The 17,833-nt window shown below is 60.1% G+C and carries 13 protein-coding genes; 4 read left to right on the forward strand and 9 right to left on the reverse strand.

Features of this window, described 5'->3' with window-relative positions:
* Window positions 1–3: 3 nt before the first annotated feature.
* The 9 genes from G6K99_RS16700 to araD1 form a co-directional block, all read right to left on the reverse strand.
* Complete coding sequence (locus G6K99_RS16700) at window positions 4–657, reverse strand: TerC family protein (protein WP_174197200.1); 654 nt, start codon at window positions 655–657, stop codon at window positions 4–6.
* 286 nt (window positions 658–943) lie between these two features.
* Window positions 944–2,332 (reverse strand): virulence factor family protein, encoded by a 1,389-nt coding sequence (locus G6K99_RS16705; RefSeq protein ID WP_174197201.1) that lies wholly within the window; start codon window positions 2,330–2,332, stop codon window positions 944–946.
* Window positions 2,329–4,905 carry a bifunctional lysylphosphatidylglycerol flippase/synthetase MprF gene (mprF, locus tag G6K99_RS16710; protein ID WP_174197202.1) on the reverse strand — a complete coding sequence of 859 codons (2,577 nt, stop codon included), beginning with the start codon at window positions 4,903–4,905 and terminating at the stop codon, window positions 2,329–2,331. Before mprF ends, G6K99_RS16705 begins: the two co-directional genes overlap by 4 nt.
* Before the next feature lie 216 nt (window positions 4,906–5,121).
* Window positions 5,122–6,312, reverse strand: a complete 1,191-nt coding sequence (mmsB, locus tag G6K99_RS16715; RefSeq protein ID WP_062462120.1) for a multiple monosaccharide ABC transporter permease — start codon at window positions 6,310–6,312, stop codon at window positions 5,122–5,124.
* Between the two features lie 2 nt (window positions 6,313–6,314).
* Window positions 6,315–7,874 (reverse strand): multiple monosaccharide ABC transporter ATP-binding protein, encoded by a 1,560-nt coding sequence (gene mmsA, locus G6K99_RS16720; protein ID WP_062462117.1) that lies wholly within the window; start codon window positions 7,872–7,874, stop codon window positions 6,315–6,317.
* 53 nt (window positions 7,875–7,927) lie between these two features.
* Window positions 7,928–8,971 (reverse strand): multiple monosaccharide ABC transporter substrate-binding protein, encoded by a 1,044-nt coding sequence (gene chvE / locus G6K99_RS16725; protein WP_371816222.1) that lies wholly within the window; start codon window positions 8,969–8,971, stop codon window positions 7,928–7,930.
* Between the two features lie 107 nt (window positions 8,972–9,078).
* A complete protein-coding gene (locus tag G6K99_RS16730; RefSeq protein WP_180215546.1) occupies window positions 9,079–10,923 on the reverse strand; it encodes an IlvD/Edd family dehydratase in 1,845 nt (614 codons plus the stop codon).
* A gap of 2 nt (window positions 10,924–10,925) precedes the next feature.
* Window positions 10,926–11,858, reverse strand: a complete 933-nt coding sequence (locus G6K99_RS16735) for a Gfo/Idh/MocA family protein (RefSeq protein ID WP_156461874.1) — start codon at window positions 11,856–11,858, stop codon at window positions 10,926–10,928.
* Between the two features lies 1 nt (window position 11,859).
* Window positions 11,860–12,849 carry an AraD1 family protein gene (gene araD1, locus G6K99_RS16740; protein WP_092660905.1) on the reverse strand — a complete coding sequence of 330 codons (990 nt, stop codon included), beginning with the start codon at window positions 12,847–12,849 and terminating at the stop codon, window positions 11,860–11,862.
* Between the two features lie 329 nt (window positions 12,850–13,178).
* Here araD1 and ytfQ point away from each other — a divergent pair, with 329 nt between their 5' ends.
* The 4 genes from ytfQ (at window position 13,179) to yjfF (ending at window position 17,833) form a co-directional block, all read left to right on the forward strand.
* Entirely contained in the window at window positions 13,179–14,138 is a 960-nt protein-coding gene (ytfQ, locus tag G6K99_RS16745) for a galactofuranose ABC transporter, galactofuranose-binding protein YtfQ (protein ID WP_113111665.1), read from the forward strand.
* Between the two features lie 172 nt (window positions 14,139–14,310).
* A complete protein-coding gene (locus G6K99_RS16750) occupies window positions 14,311–15,816 on the forward strand; it encodes a sugar ABC transporter ATP-binding protein (protein ID WP_062581521.1) in 1,506 nt (501 codons plus the stop codon).
* The gene (locus tag G6K99_RS16755) at window positions 15,816–16,850 is read left to right on the forward strand and encodes an ABC transporter permease (RefSeq protein ID WP_062462101.1); all 1,035 of its coding nucleotides are present in this window, start codon (window positions 15,816–15,818) and stop codon (window positions 16,848–16,850) included. The genes G6K99_RS16750 and G6K99_RS16755 overlap by 1 nt, the downstream gene beginning before the upstream one ends.
* The gene (yjfF, locus tag G6K99_RS16760; protein ID WP_082471961.1) at window positions 16,847–17,833 is read left to right on the forward strand and encodes a galactofuranose ABC transporter, permease protein YjfF; all 987 of its coding nucleotides are present in this window, start codon (window positions 16,847–16,849) and stop codon (window positions 17,831–17,833) included. Before G6K99_RS16755 ends, yjfF begins: the two co-directional genes overlap by 4 nt.

The following is a 17,833-nucleotide window of genomic DNA, read 5'->3' on the forward strand; positions in this document are numbered from 1 at the left end:
CACTCAGCCGTTGATGTAAGGCATGACTTCCAGAACGCCGCGGTAGATCATCTCCAGCGAAACGTAGAGGATGACGACCAGACCGACATAAGCAATCCAGCGATGCTTGTTGAGCAGGCGGGCGATGAAGCTTGCCGCGATACCCATCAAGGCGATCGAAAGAATGAGGCCGAAGATCAGCACTTCGGGATGTTCGTGTGCGGCACCGGCAACGGCCAGAACGTTGTCGAGCGACATGGAAACGTCGGCGATGACGATCTGCCAGGCAGCCTGGGCGAAGGTCTTGCGTGGCACACCGCTGACGGACGCGTTCTCGCCTTCCTCGACGGCCTTCGAGACGACATTTTCGGCATCGTCCTCATGGCTGTGCGGAGTGCGCAGCTCGCGCCACATCTTCCAGCAGACCCAAAGAAGCAGGACACCACCGGCAAGAAGCAGGCCGACGATCTGCAGAAGCTGGGTCGTGGCAAGCGCAAAGCCGATACGCAGCACGGTGGCGGCAATGATACCGATCAGGATCGCCTTGGCGCGCTGATCCTTGGGCAGTCCGGCAGCGGCGAGGCCGATGACGATTGCGTTGTCACCCGCCAGAACAAGGTCGATCATGATTACTTGCGCGAGGGCGGACAGTGCCTCCGGCGTAAAGAATTCCATCATTTGGTACCCGATCTTTCAATACGGAGCACCCATGTCGTGGAGAGGGGCGACGAATTACGGGCGGAAATTCACCGCTATCCATTCGATTGCCGTCAAGGTCGAGTGACGACCCCCACAAACACCAGGCACCTGAAGTTGAACAATCCAGTCCGACATCACAGTTCCTGCGAACTGCCAGAGGGGCCCGGTCCTGGTGCGCTGAGATTTATCTTGAGAGCCGCAGAAATCAAGCCCCAACTCACGAACCAGCTCACGGGAAGGTGATTTCTTCGCGGGAAAACGGCTTCTACTTGGTCAGCCGCTTGTGGAGGCTATCAAGAATGAGCTTTCCAAGCCCCTCGTAATCTTCATCGAAATGGTGTCCGCCTTCGATGCCGACCGTCTCGATACCCTGCGGTTTCAGCGTCGGGCACGGATCGTCGTCTTCGTCGGTACCATAAAGGCACTGCACGACATGCGGATCGATCTTGGCGATATCGGAAATGCTGTCGCCGTTCTTGCCCTCACCGGCAACACCAAGCCAACCGGTAACGGAGATCTCGAAATCGACCTCTTTCGACAGCGCCAGCAGCGAAATCTGTTTCACCCTCGCTTTGGTCGCAGCCGGCAGAACGTTGAAGGTCGCCGGCAGGATGTCGGCTCCGAATGAATAGCCGATCAGCACCACGTTTTTCACGTTCCACTGGCGCCGGTACGTGTCGATGATCTTGACGAGATCATCCGCCGTTTCCTGCGGCGTGCGTTCCTTCCAGAAATACCGCAGCGAATCCACCCCGACCACAGGCACACCCTGGGCCTGCAGATAACCGCCGAGCTCGCTGTCGATATCACGCCATCCGCCATCGCCGGAATAGACAACCGCCATCGTGTCGAGTGTCGGTTTCGTGTCCAGGACCGTTACTGGCAGATCGAGTTGATCGCTATTGCCGTCACCTTCAATCGCCGTGTCGAGGAGATCTGCGAGCGCTTCAGTTGCAGGCCCGGATACGTCCTTGAGCTCAAGATCCGGCCAACCGGCCTTGAGGCTGGTGGCGTGGTCCTTGCCGGCGGCATCGGCCGCATCGGTCAAGCCGATCGTCACGTCGGCCGGCAGCTTTCCATCGGTAAAGCCGTAGATCGTCCGGTCTCCGGCCTTTTCCTTGGTCGCGGGGGTGCAGAGAACCTTTTCGAGCGGAATGCCGGCCGTCGGATCGACTGCGATGGCTTTCGAGACTGTCGCAAACGGGCTCTGCGCGATCATGCCGAGCGCAAGTGCTGCGCCATCCCCGATTCCGGCAATGATCGGATGCCGGTAACTGGCATTGCCGATCCGGCGCTGCACCTGCTGCGACAGGTCTTCGATATCGGAGACCATGTAGATACAATCGCCGTCATCCTTGGCGAGCGACGCAATGTAGGAGGGATAATCGATACCGACCACCGCCGCCCCCTGATCGACAAGCGCCTTGGCTTGGCTTTCTTCCTCGGCACCCCAGCCTGCGCCCTTCGAGATCAAGAAGACCATCGCCTTCAGATCCTTGTCGGCGGGCAGAGTGATATGCGGCGAGACGATCATGCCGGTCTTGTAGTCATCCGTCTGCGAACCGGTTTGCTCGGAAGCAGGCTGCTGAGCGGAGGCGAAACCGGCACCGGCCAGCAGAATGCCGACGGCGAGAATTCGGGACAGCATCATCATTTTCCGACCACTCCTCTCAAGCCCCCACCAATCAGCAGCGTCGCATCGACCATCGCAATGGCAGGACTGACGCTTGCCACCGCCAGATAGCGGGGTTCCCAGTGCGGGTGAAACTTGGTTTTGAATGCCTTCAGGCCTTTGAAATTGTAGAAGCGCTCGCCGTGTTCGAAGATCACGCTGCCGATCCGGTCCCAGACAGGGGCGGCTTCCCTCTGTGCCATGCCGGAAAGCGGCGCCATGCCGAGGTTGAAGGTCCGGTAGCCGGCGGCCTGCAGATATTCCATGCAGCGGACGAACAGGAAATCCATCGAGCCTCTCGGCGCATCCGGCGCAAACCGCATAAGGTCGACGGTTGCCTCCTGCTTCGTCTCCGTCAGCGACAGCGTTGCAAAGGCGACGATCTTTCCCTGCGTGCGCAGCACCGCCACCGGCTGGGATGCCACATAGGCATCCTGGAAGGCCCCGAGCGAAAACGTCTTTTCGCGTGTCTCATGGGCTGCGAGCCAGGTATCGGACACGCGGCGCAGATCCTCGATCGAGCCCATCACATCCGCCTGCTCGATCACGTCGAATTCGAGCCCTTCGCGAAGACCCTTGTTGACGGCCTGGCGCAGACCGGCGAGACGACTTCCCTTGAGATCGAAGCGCTCCAGATCGACGATCGCCAGTTCTCCGAGCTTGACGGCTCGCATGCCGGCATCGGCGCAGTAAGGCAGAAGCGCCGGCGAAATCTGGTAGAAGACGGCCCGTCCGCCCTGGGCCCTCGCCTCTTCCACGAAGCTCCAGACCAGTTCGGGGATTTCCTCTGCCGGGCCGACCGGATCGAACAAGGCGATCCAGGAACGACCCTGAATGCCGTACATGATGAAAGCCTTGCCGTTTGTGGAAAACATCAGCCGCTTATCGGCCATGCGCACAACATTCGCGTCGGCGACGTCCTGCTGCCGAACGATCGAGACCGCCCGCTCCAGCTCCTCCGGCGTGGAGTGTGCCGTGCGGGTCGCAGCCGGGCGCAACAGGCTGGCAATCGCGATCGTGCCCGCAACGATCGCCACACCCAGGATCGCGCGAAGCCCACGCGGCGCTTCTGCCGAAAACTCGAACTGCCACCAGAGCTCGCGGCTGTAGTCCACCTCGCGATAGACGAACAGAAGAACTGTTATCGCTGCCGCCACCAGCACCAGCATCGCCACGACCCAGGCAGGCGTCAGCACCTGCCGGAGGAGTGACGCCGGACGGGTGAACTGCCGGGCGCTGAGCAACAGGCCGGCGAGCAGAATGACGAGAAAGATCGCTTCAAACACCGCGACCGCACGCACGAAGGCGAGCAGCAAAGCCAGCGCGGAACAAGCCGTTGCCGTCCACCACGCACCGTCCAGCCTCTGGCTGACACCGCGGGCGGACGCGAAAAGCACGATGCCGAGAATGCTGGACAGAAAATGCGCGCCTTCAACGACCGGCAGCGGCAGATAGTTGTAGAGGAAATCCAGATCCGAATCCGGCGTCGGTGTAACGCCCGAAAACACCAGCATTGCACCAGCGATCATCGCGAATGCGGCAAGCAGCAGGGGCGCCAGACGGAATTCCAGCTTGCGCAGCGTCGAGGCGACCGGATGATTGGAAAGCTGCTGCACCTCCATGCCGATCACGAACAGCGTCGCGACCAGAAGCGGCAGGACGTGATAGATGACCCGGTAGAGAACAAGGCTGCCGAGAACCTGATCGATATCGACAGTGCTTCCGAGCGCCGCAACGATGATCGTCTCGAACACGCCCAGCCCCGCCGGAACGTGGCTGAGAACGCCGGCACCGACAGCCGTGGCATAGATCGCCAGGAACGACGGCCAGCCGATATCCGTCTGCGGCAGAAGCACGTAAAGAACCGACGCCGAGGCTGCGATATCGAGCGCCGTGATCAGGAACTGCTGCGACGAGGTTTTCGTATCGGGAAGCCGCAGCTTCAGCCTGCCCAATGCCACTTCGCGGCCATTCCAGCCGGCAACGACAAGCGCTGAGAGCACCACGATAATCGCAACCGCAATGCCGCGCACCCAGCCCTCGCCGATGCCGAGCAGGCTGCCGATCCGAGGCGCCGTGACAAGCGATGCGATCGCAGTCACCCCAAGCAGGCCGATCCCGAAGGCGAGCGTGACGAAGGCGATCACGCGGCCGATGTCGTCGGGGCTGAGGCCCAGCCGCGAGTAACCGCGGAATCGGATCGCGCCGCCGCTCAAGGCACCGAAACCGGCTGTGTTGCCAACCGCATAGGCGCTGAACGCGGTCATCGCGACCGGCACCGGTGGCAGCTTCTTGCCGATATAGGAGAGTGCGTTGAGGTCGTAACCGGTCAGGGCAACGAAACTCAGCGCGGTGAAGAAGATCGCGAGAAGGATGGACGATGCCTTCGTGGCCGCAAGCGCTGCAAGCACGTCGTCATAACTGACTTCGGTCGTCAGATCGTAGATCGCAAACGTCGTGAAGCCGAAGACCACGAGGATGATGAAGGGAACAAGATAGCCGCGATAGTTTTCAAACGTCTCGCGGAGGCCGGTCTTCTGCTGATCTGTGGACATCAATGGTCATGCCGGTTGTTGAAGCATTGCCGGGGATTTCTCCCCGAACGAGCCGGGCAGCTAAGGCGACCCGATCGCGGCAATAATATGTCTGTGTTGCCGCCCTCATTACGTAGGCGCTCGCCTACTTTCAATAAGGGTTTAGCGCATCGGCGTCGCAATAAAAAAGGCGGAAGCTGAAGCTCCCGCCTTTCGCTGTCTCTCTGTGATGAGGGTTCAACGGCGCTGGTTGTAGACGTCGACGCAGACGGCGCCGAGCAGAACCAGACCCTTGATGACCTGCTGATAGTCGATGCCGATGCCGAGGATTGACATGCCGTTGTTCATAACACCCATCAGGAAGGCGCCGATGACGGCACCCGTGACCTTGCCAACGCCGCCGTAAGCCGAGGCGCCGCCGATGAAGCAGGCCGCGATGACGTCGAGCTCGAAGCCCGTGCCGGCCTTCGGGGTCGCGCTGTTGAGGCGAGCGGCAACGACGAGGCCGCCAAGCGCTGCAAGCACACCCATGTTGACGAAGGTCCAGAACACCAGACGCACGGTCTTGATGCCGGACAGCTCGGCTGCGCGGGCATTGCCACCGACCGCATAGATCTGCCGTCCGATGATCGTGCGGTTGGTGAAGAAGCCGTAGGCGACGATCAGCACGGCCATGATGATCAGCACGTTGGGCAGGCCGCGGTGCGACGAGATCAGGTAGGCGACATAGCCGATGGCAGCCATGACAAGGATGTTCTTGCCGATGAAGAAAGCCATCGGTTCGGATTCGACGCCATGCTCGACACGCCGTGCGCGGCTTCTGAAGTTCTGCCAGACCATCAGGGCGGCCAGTACCAGGCCGATGATGAAGGACGTCAGATAAAGGCCGCCCGTCGAGGAGATCAGTTCCGGGATGAAGCCGGAAGACAACTTCTGGAAGGTCGGATCGAAGGGACCGATCGACCGGCCGCTAAGGACCGCGATCATGAACCCGCGGAAGACCAGCATGCCGGCAAGCGTCACGATGAAGGACGGAATCCTGAAATAGGCGACGAAATAGCCCTGCATTGCGCCGATCACGCCACCGAGCACGAGGCAGATGATGCTCGCCGTGACAAAGTCGAAGCTGTACTGCACCATCAGCATCGCCGCGACCGCGCCGACGAAACCGGCGACCGAACCGACCGAAAGGTCGATGTGGCCGGTCACGATCACCATCAGCATGCCGAGCGCCATGATGACGATATAGCTGTTCTGGAGAACGATGTTGGTGATGTTGAGCGGCTTCAGCAGAACGCCCCCCGTTGCGACCTGGAAAAAGATGACGATCACGACCAGCGAGATCAGCATCCCGTAGTCACGAAGATTTTCCTTCCAGAAACCTGTCGCCGCCTTGGGAGCGGTAATTGCTTCCTGCGGAGTGCTCATAATTATCTCCCCTTGCGGCGCATGATAGCGCGCATGATATTTTCCTGCGTTGCCTCTTCGCCGGCGACTTCGCCGACAAATTCGCCCTCGTGCATGACCATGATCCTGTCGCAGATGCCGATGAGCTCGGGCATTTCGGACGAGATCACGATGACTGCCTTACCGGCATCCGCAAGTTCGTTGATGATGGAATAGATTTCGTACTTGGCGCCGACATCGATGCCGCGTGTGGGTTCGTCCAGGATCAGGATGTCCGGGTTGGTGAACAGCCATTTCGACAGCACGACCTTTTGCTGGTTGCCGCCGGAAAGCTTGCCGGTTTCCTGGTAGACGTTATGGCTGCGGATCCGCATACGGTCGCGGAATTCCTGGGCAACCTTCATTTCGCGGATGTCGTCGATCACGCCGCGTGACGAAACGCCGCCCAGGTGCGCGAGCGAGACATTCTTGCGGATGTCCTCAGAGAGGATCAGCCCGAGATGTTTTCGGTCTTCGGTGACATAGGCAAGGCCCGCCTTGATCGCCCGGTGCACGTCCGATGTATCCGCTGGCTTGCCATGGATCTTCACGGTGCCGGAAATATCGCGGCCATAGGCGCGACCGAACACGCTCATCGCGAACTCGGTGCGGCCGGATCCCATCAGGCCGGAAATGCCGACGACTTCGCCGGCCCGAACCTTCATGGACACGTTCTTGACCACCTTGCGGTGCGAATGCTGCGGATGATGGACGGACCAGTCGTCGACCTCGAAGATCACCTCGCCGATCTTCGGCTCGCGCTTCGGGTAACGGCTTTCGAGATCGCGATCGACCATGCGACGGACGATCTCGTCCTCGTCGACCGGACCTTCGTGACAGTCAAGCGTGCCGACCGTACGACCGTCGCGCAGCACGGTGATGCGGTCCGCAACTTCCGAGATCTCGTTCAGCTTGTGGCTGATCATGATCGAGGTAATGCCGTTGCGGCGGAATTCCTTGAGGAGTTCGAGCAGGGCTGCGCTGTCGGTTTCGTTGAGCGAAGCGGTCGGCTCGTCGAGGATCAGCAGGCGCACGTCCTTGGACAGTGCCTTGGCGATCTCGACCAGCTGCTGCTTGCCGACACCGAGGTTGGTGATGAGGGTTTCGGGCACCTCGGCAACGAGACCGACCTTGGCGAGCAGGGCCTTGGTGCGGATGTAGCGAGCATCGCGGTCGATCACTCCGTACTTGGATGGCGCGTTCGCGAGAAAGATGTTCTCGGCAATCGACATCAGCGGGATGAGCGCGAGCTCCTGGTGAATGATGATGATACCGAGCTTTTCGGAATCGTTGATGTCGCGGAAGTGGCGTTCCTCGCCGTCGAACAGGATCGAGCCTTCGTAGGAACCATGCGGGTACACGCCCGAAAGCACCTTCATCAGCGTCGACTTGCCGGCACCGTTCTCGCCGACAAGGGCGTGAATCTCGCCTTCCTTGACGGTAAAGCTGACGTCCGAAAGCGCCTTAACGGCGCCAAAACTTTTTGAAATGCCGCGCATTTCCAAAATAGGCGGTTTGTCCGCCGACAATACAGGATCAAGCATGAGAACTCCTGGAATAGGAAGCCGCGCGACGCTTGCGCCGCGCGGCCAGAGACTTACTTGAGCTGCGATTCCTGGTAGTAGCCGGTATCGACGAGGACCTTCCAGTTCGTCTTGTCGACGACAACTGGCTTCAGCAGGTAGGACGGAACGACCTTCTTGCCGTTGTCATAGGTCTTGGTGTCGGTGACAACCGGTTCCTTGCCGTTCATGGCAGCGTCGACCATATCAACAGTAACCTTCGCGAGTTCGCGCGTGTCCTTGTAGATCGTCGAATACTGTTCGCCGGCGATGATCGACTTGACCGAAGGCACTTCCGCGTCCTGACCGGAGACGATCGGCATCGGCATGTCGCCGGAACCGTAGCCTACGCCCTTCAGCGACGAGATGATGCCGAGCGAGATACCGTCATAGGGAGACAGAACGCCGTTCAGCTTCTTGTCGGAATAGGTCGAGGACAGGATGGCGTCCATGCGAGACTGGGCAGTTGCCGGATCCCAACGAAGGGTCGCGACCTTGTCCATGCCGGTCTGGCCGGAGCCGACCTTGAGCGTGCCCTTGTCGATCAGCGGCTGAAGGACGCTCATCGCACCGTTATAGAAGAAGAAGGCGTTGTTGTCGTCCGGCGAACCGCCGAACAGTTCGATGTTGAACGGGCCCTTTTCGGTATCGGCCTTGAGACCCTTTACCAGCGAGGTTGCCTGCTGAACGCCGACCTGGAAGTTGTCGAAGGTCGCGTAATAGTCGACATTCGGTGTTTCGCGGATCAGGCGATCATAGGCAATGACCTTGATCTTCTGATCGGCAGCCTGCTGCAGAACGTCGGACAGCGTCGTGCCGTCGATCGATGCGATCACGAGAACCTTGGCACCCTTGGTGACCATGTTCTCAATCTGCGACAGCTGGTTCGGGATATCGTCTTCAGCGTACTGAAGGTCCACGTCATAGCCACGTTCTTTCAGAACCTTGACCATGTTGTCGCCATCGGCGATCCAGCGGGCAGAAGACTTGGTCGGCATTGCGACGCCGACGAGACCCTTGTCTGCAGCAAACACAGGCGACGCGAGAGCGACACCTGCGAAAATTGCAGCCGTAGTCATGAGTTTCAAAATTTTCATAAGTAACTCCTCCGTTTCAAGCAGCTCACAATTAAGCTGCCGTATTATCCGGGAGAGGCTCCCCGCCTCCCCTCACGACCTTTTTCAGGTCAGTGATTGTCGCGCGGCAGACCTTCGGTCTGCGCAATGCGCTGGTATTTGACAGCCGGTTCAAGAACCGCGCCGGTTTCCATCTGCCCGACGATGCCGCGCTGGATTTCCTGCCACGGCGTCTGGTGCTTCGGATAGCGATAGCCGCCCTCGGCGTCCAGAGTGCTTCGACGTTGTGCAAGCTCATCATCCGAAATCAGGATGTTGGCTTCGCCGCGACCGAGATCGATGCGCACACGGTCGCCGGTCTTCAAAAGTGCAAGACCACCACCTGCTGCCGCTTCCGGAGACGCGTTGAGGATCGACGGGCTGCCCGACGTGCCGGACTGGCGTCCATCACCGATGCAGGCGAGCGAGCTGATACCCCGCTTCAGAAGGTAATCGGGAGCGCGCATGTTGACGACTTCGGCAGCGCCCGGATAACCGATCGGACCGGCACCGCGCATGAAGAGAACCGAATGCTCGTCGATCTCGAGCGATGGATCGTCGATGCGGTGGTGATAATCTTCCGGACCGTCGAACACGATCGCACGGCCTTCGAAGGCTTCCGGATCGTTCGGATTGGAGAGGTAACGCTCGCGGAACTCAGGCGAGATAACGCTGGTCTTCATGATGGCCGAGGAGAACAGGTTGCCGCGCAGAACGCGGAAGCCGGCCCGTGCCTTCAGCGGTTCGTCGTAACGCTTGATGACCTTGTCGTCTTCGATGATTGCACCGCGACAGTTGTCGCCGATCGTCTTACCGTTCACCGTCATCGCATCTTCGTTGATGAGGCCCTGCGTCATCAGCTGGTTGACAACAGCCGGAACACCGCCGGCATGGTAATAGTCTTCGCCGAGATATTCGCCGGCTGGCTGCAGATTGACCAGAAGCGGAACTTCCTCGCCATAGGTCTGCCAGTCGTCGACCGTCAGTTCCACGCCGGTATGGCGGGCGAGCGCGTTCAAGTGGATCGGCGCATTGGTCGAGCCGCCTATCGCCGAGTTGACGCGGATAGCGTTGATGAAAGCGTCCTTGGTCAGGATGTCGGAAGGCTTCAGGTCTTCCTTGACCATTTCGACAATGCGAAGGCCGGTGAGATAGGAAACTTCCTGGCGGTCACGGTAAGGAGCCGGGATTGCGGCCGAACCCGGCAGCTGCATTCCGAGCGCTTCGGCAAGCGAGTTCATCGTCGTTGCCGTACCCATCGTGTTGCAATAGCCGGTGGATGGTGCCGAAGACGCGACAAGCTTCACGAAGCCCGCGTAATCGATCTCGCCCTTGGCCAGAAGTTCGCGTGCCTTCCAGACGATCGTGCCGGAACCGGTGCGCTCACCGCGGAACCAGCCGTTCAGCATCGGGCCGACCGACAGGGCGATGGCTGGAATGTTGACGGTGGCAGCGGCCATCAGACAGGCTGGCGTGGTCTTGTCGCAGCCGATCGTCAGCACGACGCCATCGAGCGGGTAACCGTAGAGAACTTCGACAAGGCCGAGATAGGCCAGGTTGCGGTCAAGGCCCGCGGTCGGGCGCTTGCCGGTTTCCTGGATCGGATGCACCGGAAATTCGATGGCGATGCCGCCCGCTTCGCGAATACCTTCGCGCAGACGGTTGGCAAGCTCCAGATGGTGGCGGTTGCACGGCGACAGGTCCGAACCGGTCTGGGCGATGCCGATGATCGGCCGGTCCGACTGAAGTTCGGCCTGGCTGAGACCGAAGTTCATGTAGCGCTCGAGATAAAGCGCGGTCATGTCGACATTGTCAGGATTGTCGAACCAGGCGCGCGACCGCAGTCTGCGTGCGTCCTGGCGGCGCTCTCCGGTTTCGGCGATTTCACTTGAGGGCGCGTTTTCCGAATTGCTCATCTTCAGTCCTCGAATGCTTCAGTTTCAATGCGCCGGCCAAGCATGAAGGCATCCGCCACATGCACCAGCGGTGAGAAATCCGTATCGCTGTCACCCTTGGTGACGAGCGCCACGAAATCCCGATACAGATTGCGATATTCGCGATCTTCCTCGACGATCTGCGCCTCGCCGTCGACGATCAGGCGGCTGCCGCCGTGAGTGAGGACGATCGTGCCCTCTTCGGTCTCGACCCGGATGTCCCAGGTCTGCGGCCCCGTCTGACGCCAGTCGAATTCGGCCGCCACAGGCAAGCCGCTTTTCGTTTCGAAGGCAAGGCTTGCAGCGATCGGCGCTGCACGATTGGCCGGGAAGGTCAGTTCGGAGCGCACGAGATGAAACGTTTCGGGCATGATCCGCGTGACGATCGACAGAGCATTGATGCCGGGATCGAAAACGCCGAGACCGCCCGGCTCCCAGATCCACGCCTGACCCGGATGCCAGTGGCGAACATCTTCCTTCCACTCGACCGAAACGCTTTTCAGCGTCCGCTCGGCCATCAGCGCCCGTGCAGGCTCGACAGCCGCGGCAGCGCGGGAATGCCATGTTGCAAACAGGCTGAGGCCTTTTTCCCTCGCCAGCGTTTCCAGCGCAAAGACTTCCGAAAGCGTTGCGCCCGGCGGCTTTTCGAGCATTACATGCTTGCCGGCTTCAAGCGCCGCCTTTGCCTGCTCGAACCGGCCCTGGGGCGGCGTACAGAGAGAGACGGCGTCGATTTCGACGCCGGAGGCCAGCAGCTCGTGAATATCGGCAAAACACGCGACATTTTCGAGCGAGGCGTTGCGGCTGGCGACTGCGACGAGATCGATCCCGTCGGTCGCTTCGATTGCGCCGAGATGCTGGTCCCTGGCAATCTTGCCAAGTCCGACGATAGCGAGACGAATGGGGGTCATGGCCACCTCAGAGCGCCTTGATCGCGACAGGCGTTTCCGCTGCCACACCCAGACGGTTCACGAGCGGCAGCTTGAACGGCGCCGCATCGATCTCGAACACATCGCCGACTTCGGTCTTGATGCCATGCGAGACCGACAGCGTCGCCGTGCCGAAGAAATGGACATGCAGATCGCCCGGCTGGCGGAACAGGTCGTATTTGAAATTGTGGTATTCGAGGTTGGCGATCGAGTGCGACATGTTCGCTTCGCCCGACAGGAACGGCTTTTCGAAGATCACCTCGTCACCACGACGGATGCGCGACGTGCCTTCGACATGATCAGGCAGCTCGCCGACCAGAAGTTCCGGTCCGAGCGCTGCCTGGCGCAGCTTGGAATGGGCAAGCCAGAGATAGTTGCCCTTCTCGGTCACGTGATCGGAAAATTCGTTGGAGAGACAGAAGCCGAGGCGGAACGGCGTGCCGTCGGGGCCGATCAGATAGATCGCCGCCAGTTCCGGCTCCTCGCCGCCATCAAGCGCGAACGAGGGAGAAACGAGATCTTCGCCGGTTGCGCGCAGCTGCGTTCCATTGCCCTTGTAGAACCATTCCGGCTGCGCACCGACTTCGCCGTCCTTCGGCTTGCCGCCCTCGACGCCCATCAGGAACATGCGCATGGAATCGGTCGGCTTTTCTTCCGACTGCGCTGCCTTGTGCATCTTGTCGCGACCATCGGCGGAACCGAGATGCGTGAGGCCGGTGCCGGCAACGATGAAATGGGCTGGATCGGGATGCGAGACCGGCAGACCAAGACGTCCGCTCTGCGCGGCAACGTCGAGGTCGACTTCATCACCAAGCCCGAGTGCTTCGATCTGCTGCGCCAGACTCAGGCCTGCTGCAATGGCCTTCTGGGCAAGCTCGTAGGTTGAGGAAACGCCATTGACGACGCGCGGAGTATCTCCGCTCCAGGCGACAACCTGAACATCGCCAGACAAGCTCGCAACCTGAAGAATTCGCAACATATGCCCTGCCATCCGATAAGTCTGATAATATTGAAGCGCAGTGTCTCCCGAAACCGCGCCAACCCCTCCCATCAGATCACGATCCGATGCGTCATTAATACGACTATTGGATAACGGGACGTACTGTCAAGAACGAGATGGCTTCAGAGTGCCATCATCGTAAACAAGGGAGAATTCTAAATAGCGAGTGGAATCATATAGATAAATGAGGATCTCGCAAAATCGCGTTTCGAAAGCGTGATTTTTCGCAATTTTGCGTCTTGCAAAAGTATGATTATATGCCAAACCTTCGACCGTCAGTTTTCTTATCATCTCTGGGAGGATTTAAGATGAAGAGAGCACTATGGGCGGCTACCGCCATTGTTACCGCATGCCTAGCGTCGAGCGTTTCCGCAAAATCCCTGACAATCGGCTTCTCGCAGATCGGATCTGAATCCGGCTGGCGCGCTGCCGAAACGACAGTGACGAAGCAGCAGGCCGAAAAGCGCGGCATCACCCTGAAGTTTGCCGATGCGCAGCAGAAGCAGGAAAACCAGATCAAGGCAATCCGCGGCTTTATCGCCCAGGGCGTCGATGCGATCCTGATCGCACCTGTCGTTGCCACCGGCTGGGACGCAGTCCTGAAGGAAGCCAAGGAAGAAAAGATCCCTGTCATCCTTCTCGACCGCGAAATCGATGCACCGAAAGATCTCTACCTGACGGCCGTCACCTCTGACCAGACCTTTGAAGGCAAGGTTGCCGGCGACTGGCTGGTGAAGGATGTCGGTTCCAAGGACTGCAAGGTCGTGGAACTGCAGGGAACCACCGGTTCCTCGCCTGCCATCAACCGCAAGAAGGGTTTCGAACAGGCTATTGCCTCGCATTCGAACATCAAGATCGCGCGTTCGCAGACAGGTGACTTTACCCGCACCAAGGGTAAGGAAGTCATGGAAAGCTTCATCAAGGCAGAAGGCGGCGGCAAGGGCATCTGCGCCGTTTACGCTCATAATGACGACATGGCCGTCGGCGCGATCCAGGCCATCAAGGAAGCCGGGCTGAAGCCGGGCACCGACATCAAGGTCGTCTCGATCGACGCCGTTCCGGATATTTTCCAGGCTATGTCGAAGGGTGAAGCAAACGCGACTGTGGAGCTCACGCCGAACATGGCAGGCCCCGCGCTCGACGCACTCGAAGCCTACCTGAAGGACAAGAAGGAACCACCAAAGTGGATCCAGACAGAATCGAAGCTGTACACGGCTTCTGATGACCCGATGAAGGTGTACGAAGCCAAGAAGGGCCTCGGCTACTGATCTCCCGCCGCCCGATCTAGCTCTCGACCGAGCCGGGCAGTTTTCAACCGGGGCAGCTTTTTCAAGAGCTGTCCCGGCCTCCACTTATGCGGGCTGGAGCATGACAGACATACAGACTTCCTCAGAAAATTCGTTCTCCGCCACAAACCGGGAACGTCTCGATGACCCGCTCATGGAAGCAAGGGGCGTCGGCAAATCCTTTCTCGGCGTCACCGCGCTTGAGGGCGTGGACTTCACGCTGCAGCGGGGCGAGATCCATGCGCTGCTTGGTGAAAATGGCGCCGGCAAATCCACGTTGATCAAGATCCTGACAGGTGTCTACACGCGTGACCGCGGCGAGATGCGGCTGGATGGCCATGACGTGACTCCGGCCAACGTCGCGGAAGCGCAGGCGCTCGGCATCGGCACCGTCTACCAGGAAGTCAATCTTCTCGAAAATCTCACGGTGGCCGAAAACCTGTTCCTCGGTCGCCAACCAAGCCGCTTCGGGTTCATCGACCGACGCGAGATGCGTCGGCGCGCGAAAGCGCTTCTCGCGAGATACGGCCTCGATATCGACGTCGATGCGCTTCTCTCCTCCTATTCCGTCGCGATCCGCCAGATCGTCGCGATTGCCCGTGCCGTCGATCTTTCCGGCAAGGTGCTTGTTCTCGACGAGCCGACCGCAAGTCTCGACAGCCAGGAAGTCGAAATGCTGTTCGTCGTGCTGCGCAGGCTGCGCGAACAAGGTCTCGGCATCATCATCATCACCCACTTCCTGAACCAGGTTTATGCAGTGGCCGACAGGGTCACCGTGTTGCGCAATGGTAGGCTGGTGGGCAGCCGGGCGCTGGCCGAACTGCCGCGTCTCGAACTCATCTCGATGATGCTCGGCCGTGAGCTGCAGGACATTACCCGAGAGCATCAGGCCCACGAAGAAACCGTCGCCCCAACCGGCGAGGCGCCCATTCGTTTCGCCGGCTACGGAAAACGCGGCAGCGTCGCCCCGTTCGATCTCGACATCCGCCCCGGTGAAGTCGTCGGCGTCGCTGGACTTCTCGGGTCTGGCCGCAGCGAAACGGCCTTCCTCCTTTTCGGCATCGACCGCGCAGACAGCGGTACAGCCAGCATCGACGGCAAGGAGATCGCCCTCTCCTCGCCGGTGGCGGCCATTTCGAACGGGTTCGGCTTCTGTCCGGAAGAACGAAAGACGGACGGCATCATCGGCGACCTTTCCGTGGCCGACAACATCGCCCTGGCACTGCAGGCCCGTCAGGGCTGGGCAAAACCGATCTCGTCGCGCGAGCGCCGGGCCCTAGCTGAAGGGTTCATCAAATCCCTGGACATTCGCCCCGCCGACGCGGAGCGGCCTATCAAGTTCCTCTCCGGCGGCAACCAGCAGAAGGCTATCCTCGCCCGCTGGCTGGCGACCGAACCACGGCTTCTGATCCTCGACGAACCGACCCGCGGCATCGATATCGGCGCTCACGCGGAAATCCTGAAAATGATCGAGCGGCTGTGTGCCGAAGGCATGTCGCTTGTTGTGATTTCCTCCGAACTGGAGGAACTGACGGCGATCGCCCACCGGGTCATTGTTCTTTCCGACCGCCGCCACGTGGCGGAACTCACCGGCAGCGACGTCAACGCCGACAATATCATGCAGGCGATTGCCGCACCGAACCGGACGGAGGCCGCCTGATGAACCCGATAACCCGTCGCCTCAAGCGACTTGCGCCGCAGCTGATCGCGCTTGCGATCATCCTCGGCATGATCACGGCGATCGCGCCCGGCTTCCTGACGATCTCGGTCCAGAACGGCCGCGTCTATGGCAGCCTCATCGACATTCTGGTGCGCGCCGCACCGGTCGCACTTTTGACCATCGGCATGACGCTGGTCATCGCGACGCGCGGTATCGATCTTTCGATCGGCGCCGTCATCGCCATCTGCGGTGCCGTTGCCGCAACGCTGATCGCCGATGGATATCCGATCCCGGTCGTCATCGTCGTATCGCTCGGCATCGGCCTCGTCTGCGGTCTCTGGAACGGCATTCTCGTTGCCCTCCTCGATATCCAACCGATCATCGCAACGCTGATCCTGATGGTGGCGGGACGCGGGATTGCCCAGCTGATCACAGAGGGCGTCATCCTCACCTTCAATGACGACACGTTTTCGGCGCTCGGATCCGGTTCCTTCGCCGGCATTCCGATCCCGATCTTTCTCTGGCTCGGCACCGGCCTTCTCGTCGGCCTGCTGGTCCGCCGCTCGGCACTCGGCTTCCTGATCGAGGCAACCGGCATCAACCGGCGTGCCGCAACGCTTGCCGGTGTCAAAGCCCGCTTCCTGCTGTTCTTCGTCTATGCGATCTCGGGCCTCTGTGCCGCAGTCGCCGGTCTGATCGTGACCGCCGATATCCGCGGCGCCGATGCCAACAATGCCGGTCTCTGGCTTGAACTCGATGCGATCCTCGCGGTCGTCATCGGCGGCACGTCGCTGAACGGCGGGCGCTTTTCGATCACAGCGTCGCTGATCGGCGCGCTGATCATCCAGTCGATCAACACCGGCATTCTCGTTTCCGGCTTCCCGCCGGAATTCAACCTCATCATCAAGGCCGGCATCATCATCATCGTGCTGACACTGCAATCACCCGCCGTGATCACCATGCTCGGCTTCTTGAGGTCGCAGCCGAAAGCCAGCAAGAACCCGGTTTCCAAGGTTGAAGGAGCGGCAAGATGATCCACACCCGCAACCTTCCCTTCGTCACGACGCTTGCCATCTTCGTTATAGCCTACGGGCTCTGCATCCTGCAGTTTCCAAACATGCTGTCGACGAGGGTGATCGGCAATCTGCTGACAGACAATGCGTTTCTCGGCATCGCCGCTGTCGGCATGACCTTCGTCATTCTGTCAGGCGGCATCGATCTCTCGATCGGCTCGGTGATCGCCTTCACGAGCGTGTTCGTGGCCGTGGCCGTCGGCTCGCTCGGCCTGCACCCGCTGACTGCCTTCTTAGCCGTTCTCGTCATCTCCACCCTGTTCGGCAGTCTGATGGGGGCGATGATCCGCTATCTCGGCATTCCGCCTTTCGTCGTGACGTTGGCCGGCATGTTTCTGGCACGCGGCGCCGCCTACCTGATTTCCACGGCGTCGGTACCGATCAGCCACGAGATGATCGACGCGATCCAGGGCTTCTACTTCCGCTTTCCAGGCGGCGGGCGACTGACGGCGCTTGCGATCTTGATGCTGCTCGTCTTCATCATTGGCGGGTTCATTGCCGGAAGGACGCGGTTCGGCGCGAATGTCTATGCGATCGGCGGCAATATCCAGTCGGCGGAACTGATGGGGGTTCCGGTTGGCTCCACGACGATCGGCATCTATGCTCTGTCCGGCTTCCTGTCGGGCTTGGCCGGCATCGCATACACGCTTTATACCTCGTCCGGTTATTCGCTGGCGACCGTCGGCGTCGAACTCGATGCGATTGCGGCTGTCGTGATTGGCGGAACGCTTTTGACCGGCGGCGTCGGACTTGTGGCCGGCACATTCGTCGGCATTCTTATCCAGGGACTGATCCAGACCTACATCGTATTCGACGGAACGCTGTCTTCCTGGTGGACGAAGATCGTTATCGGCATCCTTCTTTTCGTGTTCATTGTGTTGCAGCGCGGTATCATCTGGTATTCAAACCGGCGGCTGGCCGAAAGTCGCCTTAAGGAGATCTAG

It is taken from the genome of Neorhizobium sp. AL 9.2.2 (assembly GCF_013317225.1).
GTDB classification, from domain to species: domain Bacteria; phylum Pseudomonadota; class Alphaproteobacteria; order Rhizobiales; family Rhizobiaceae; genus Neorhizobium; species Neorhizobium soli.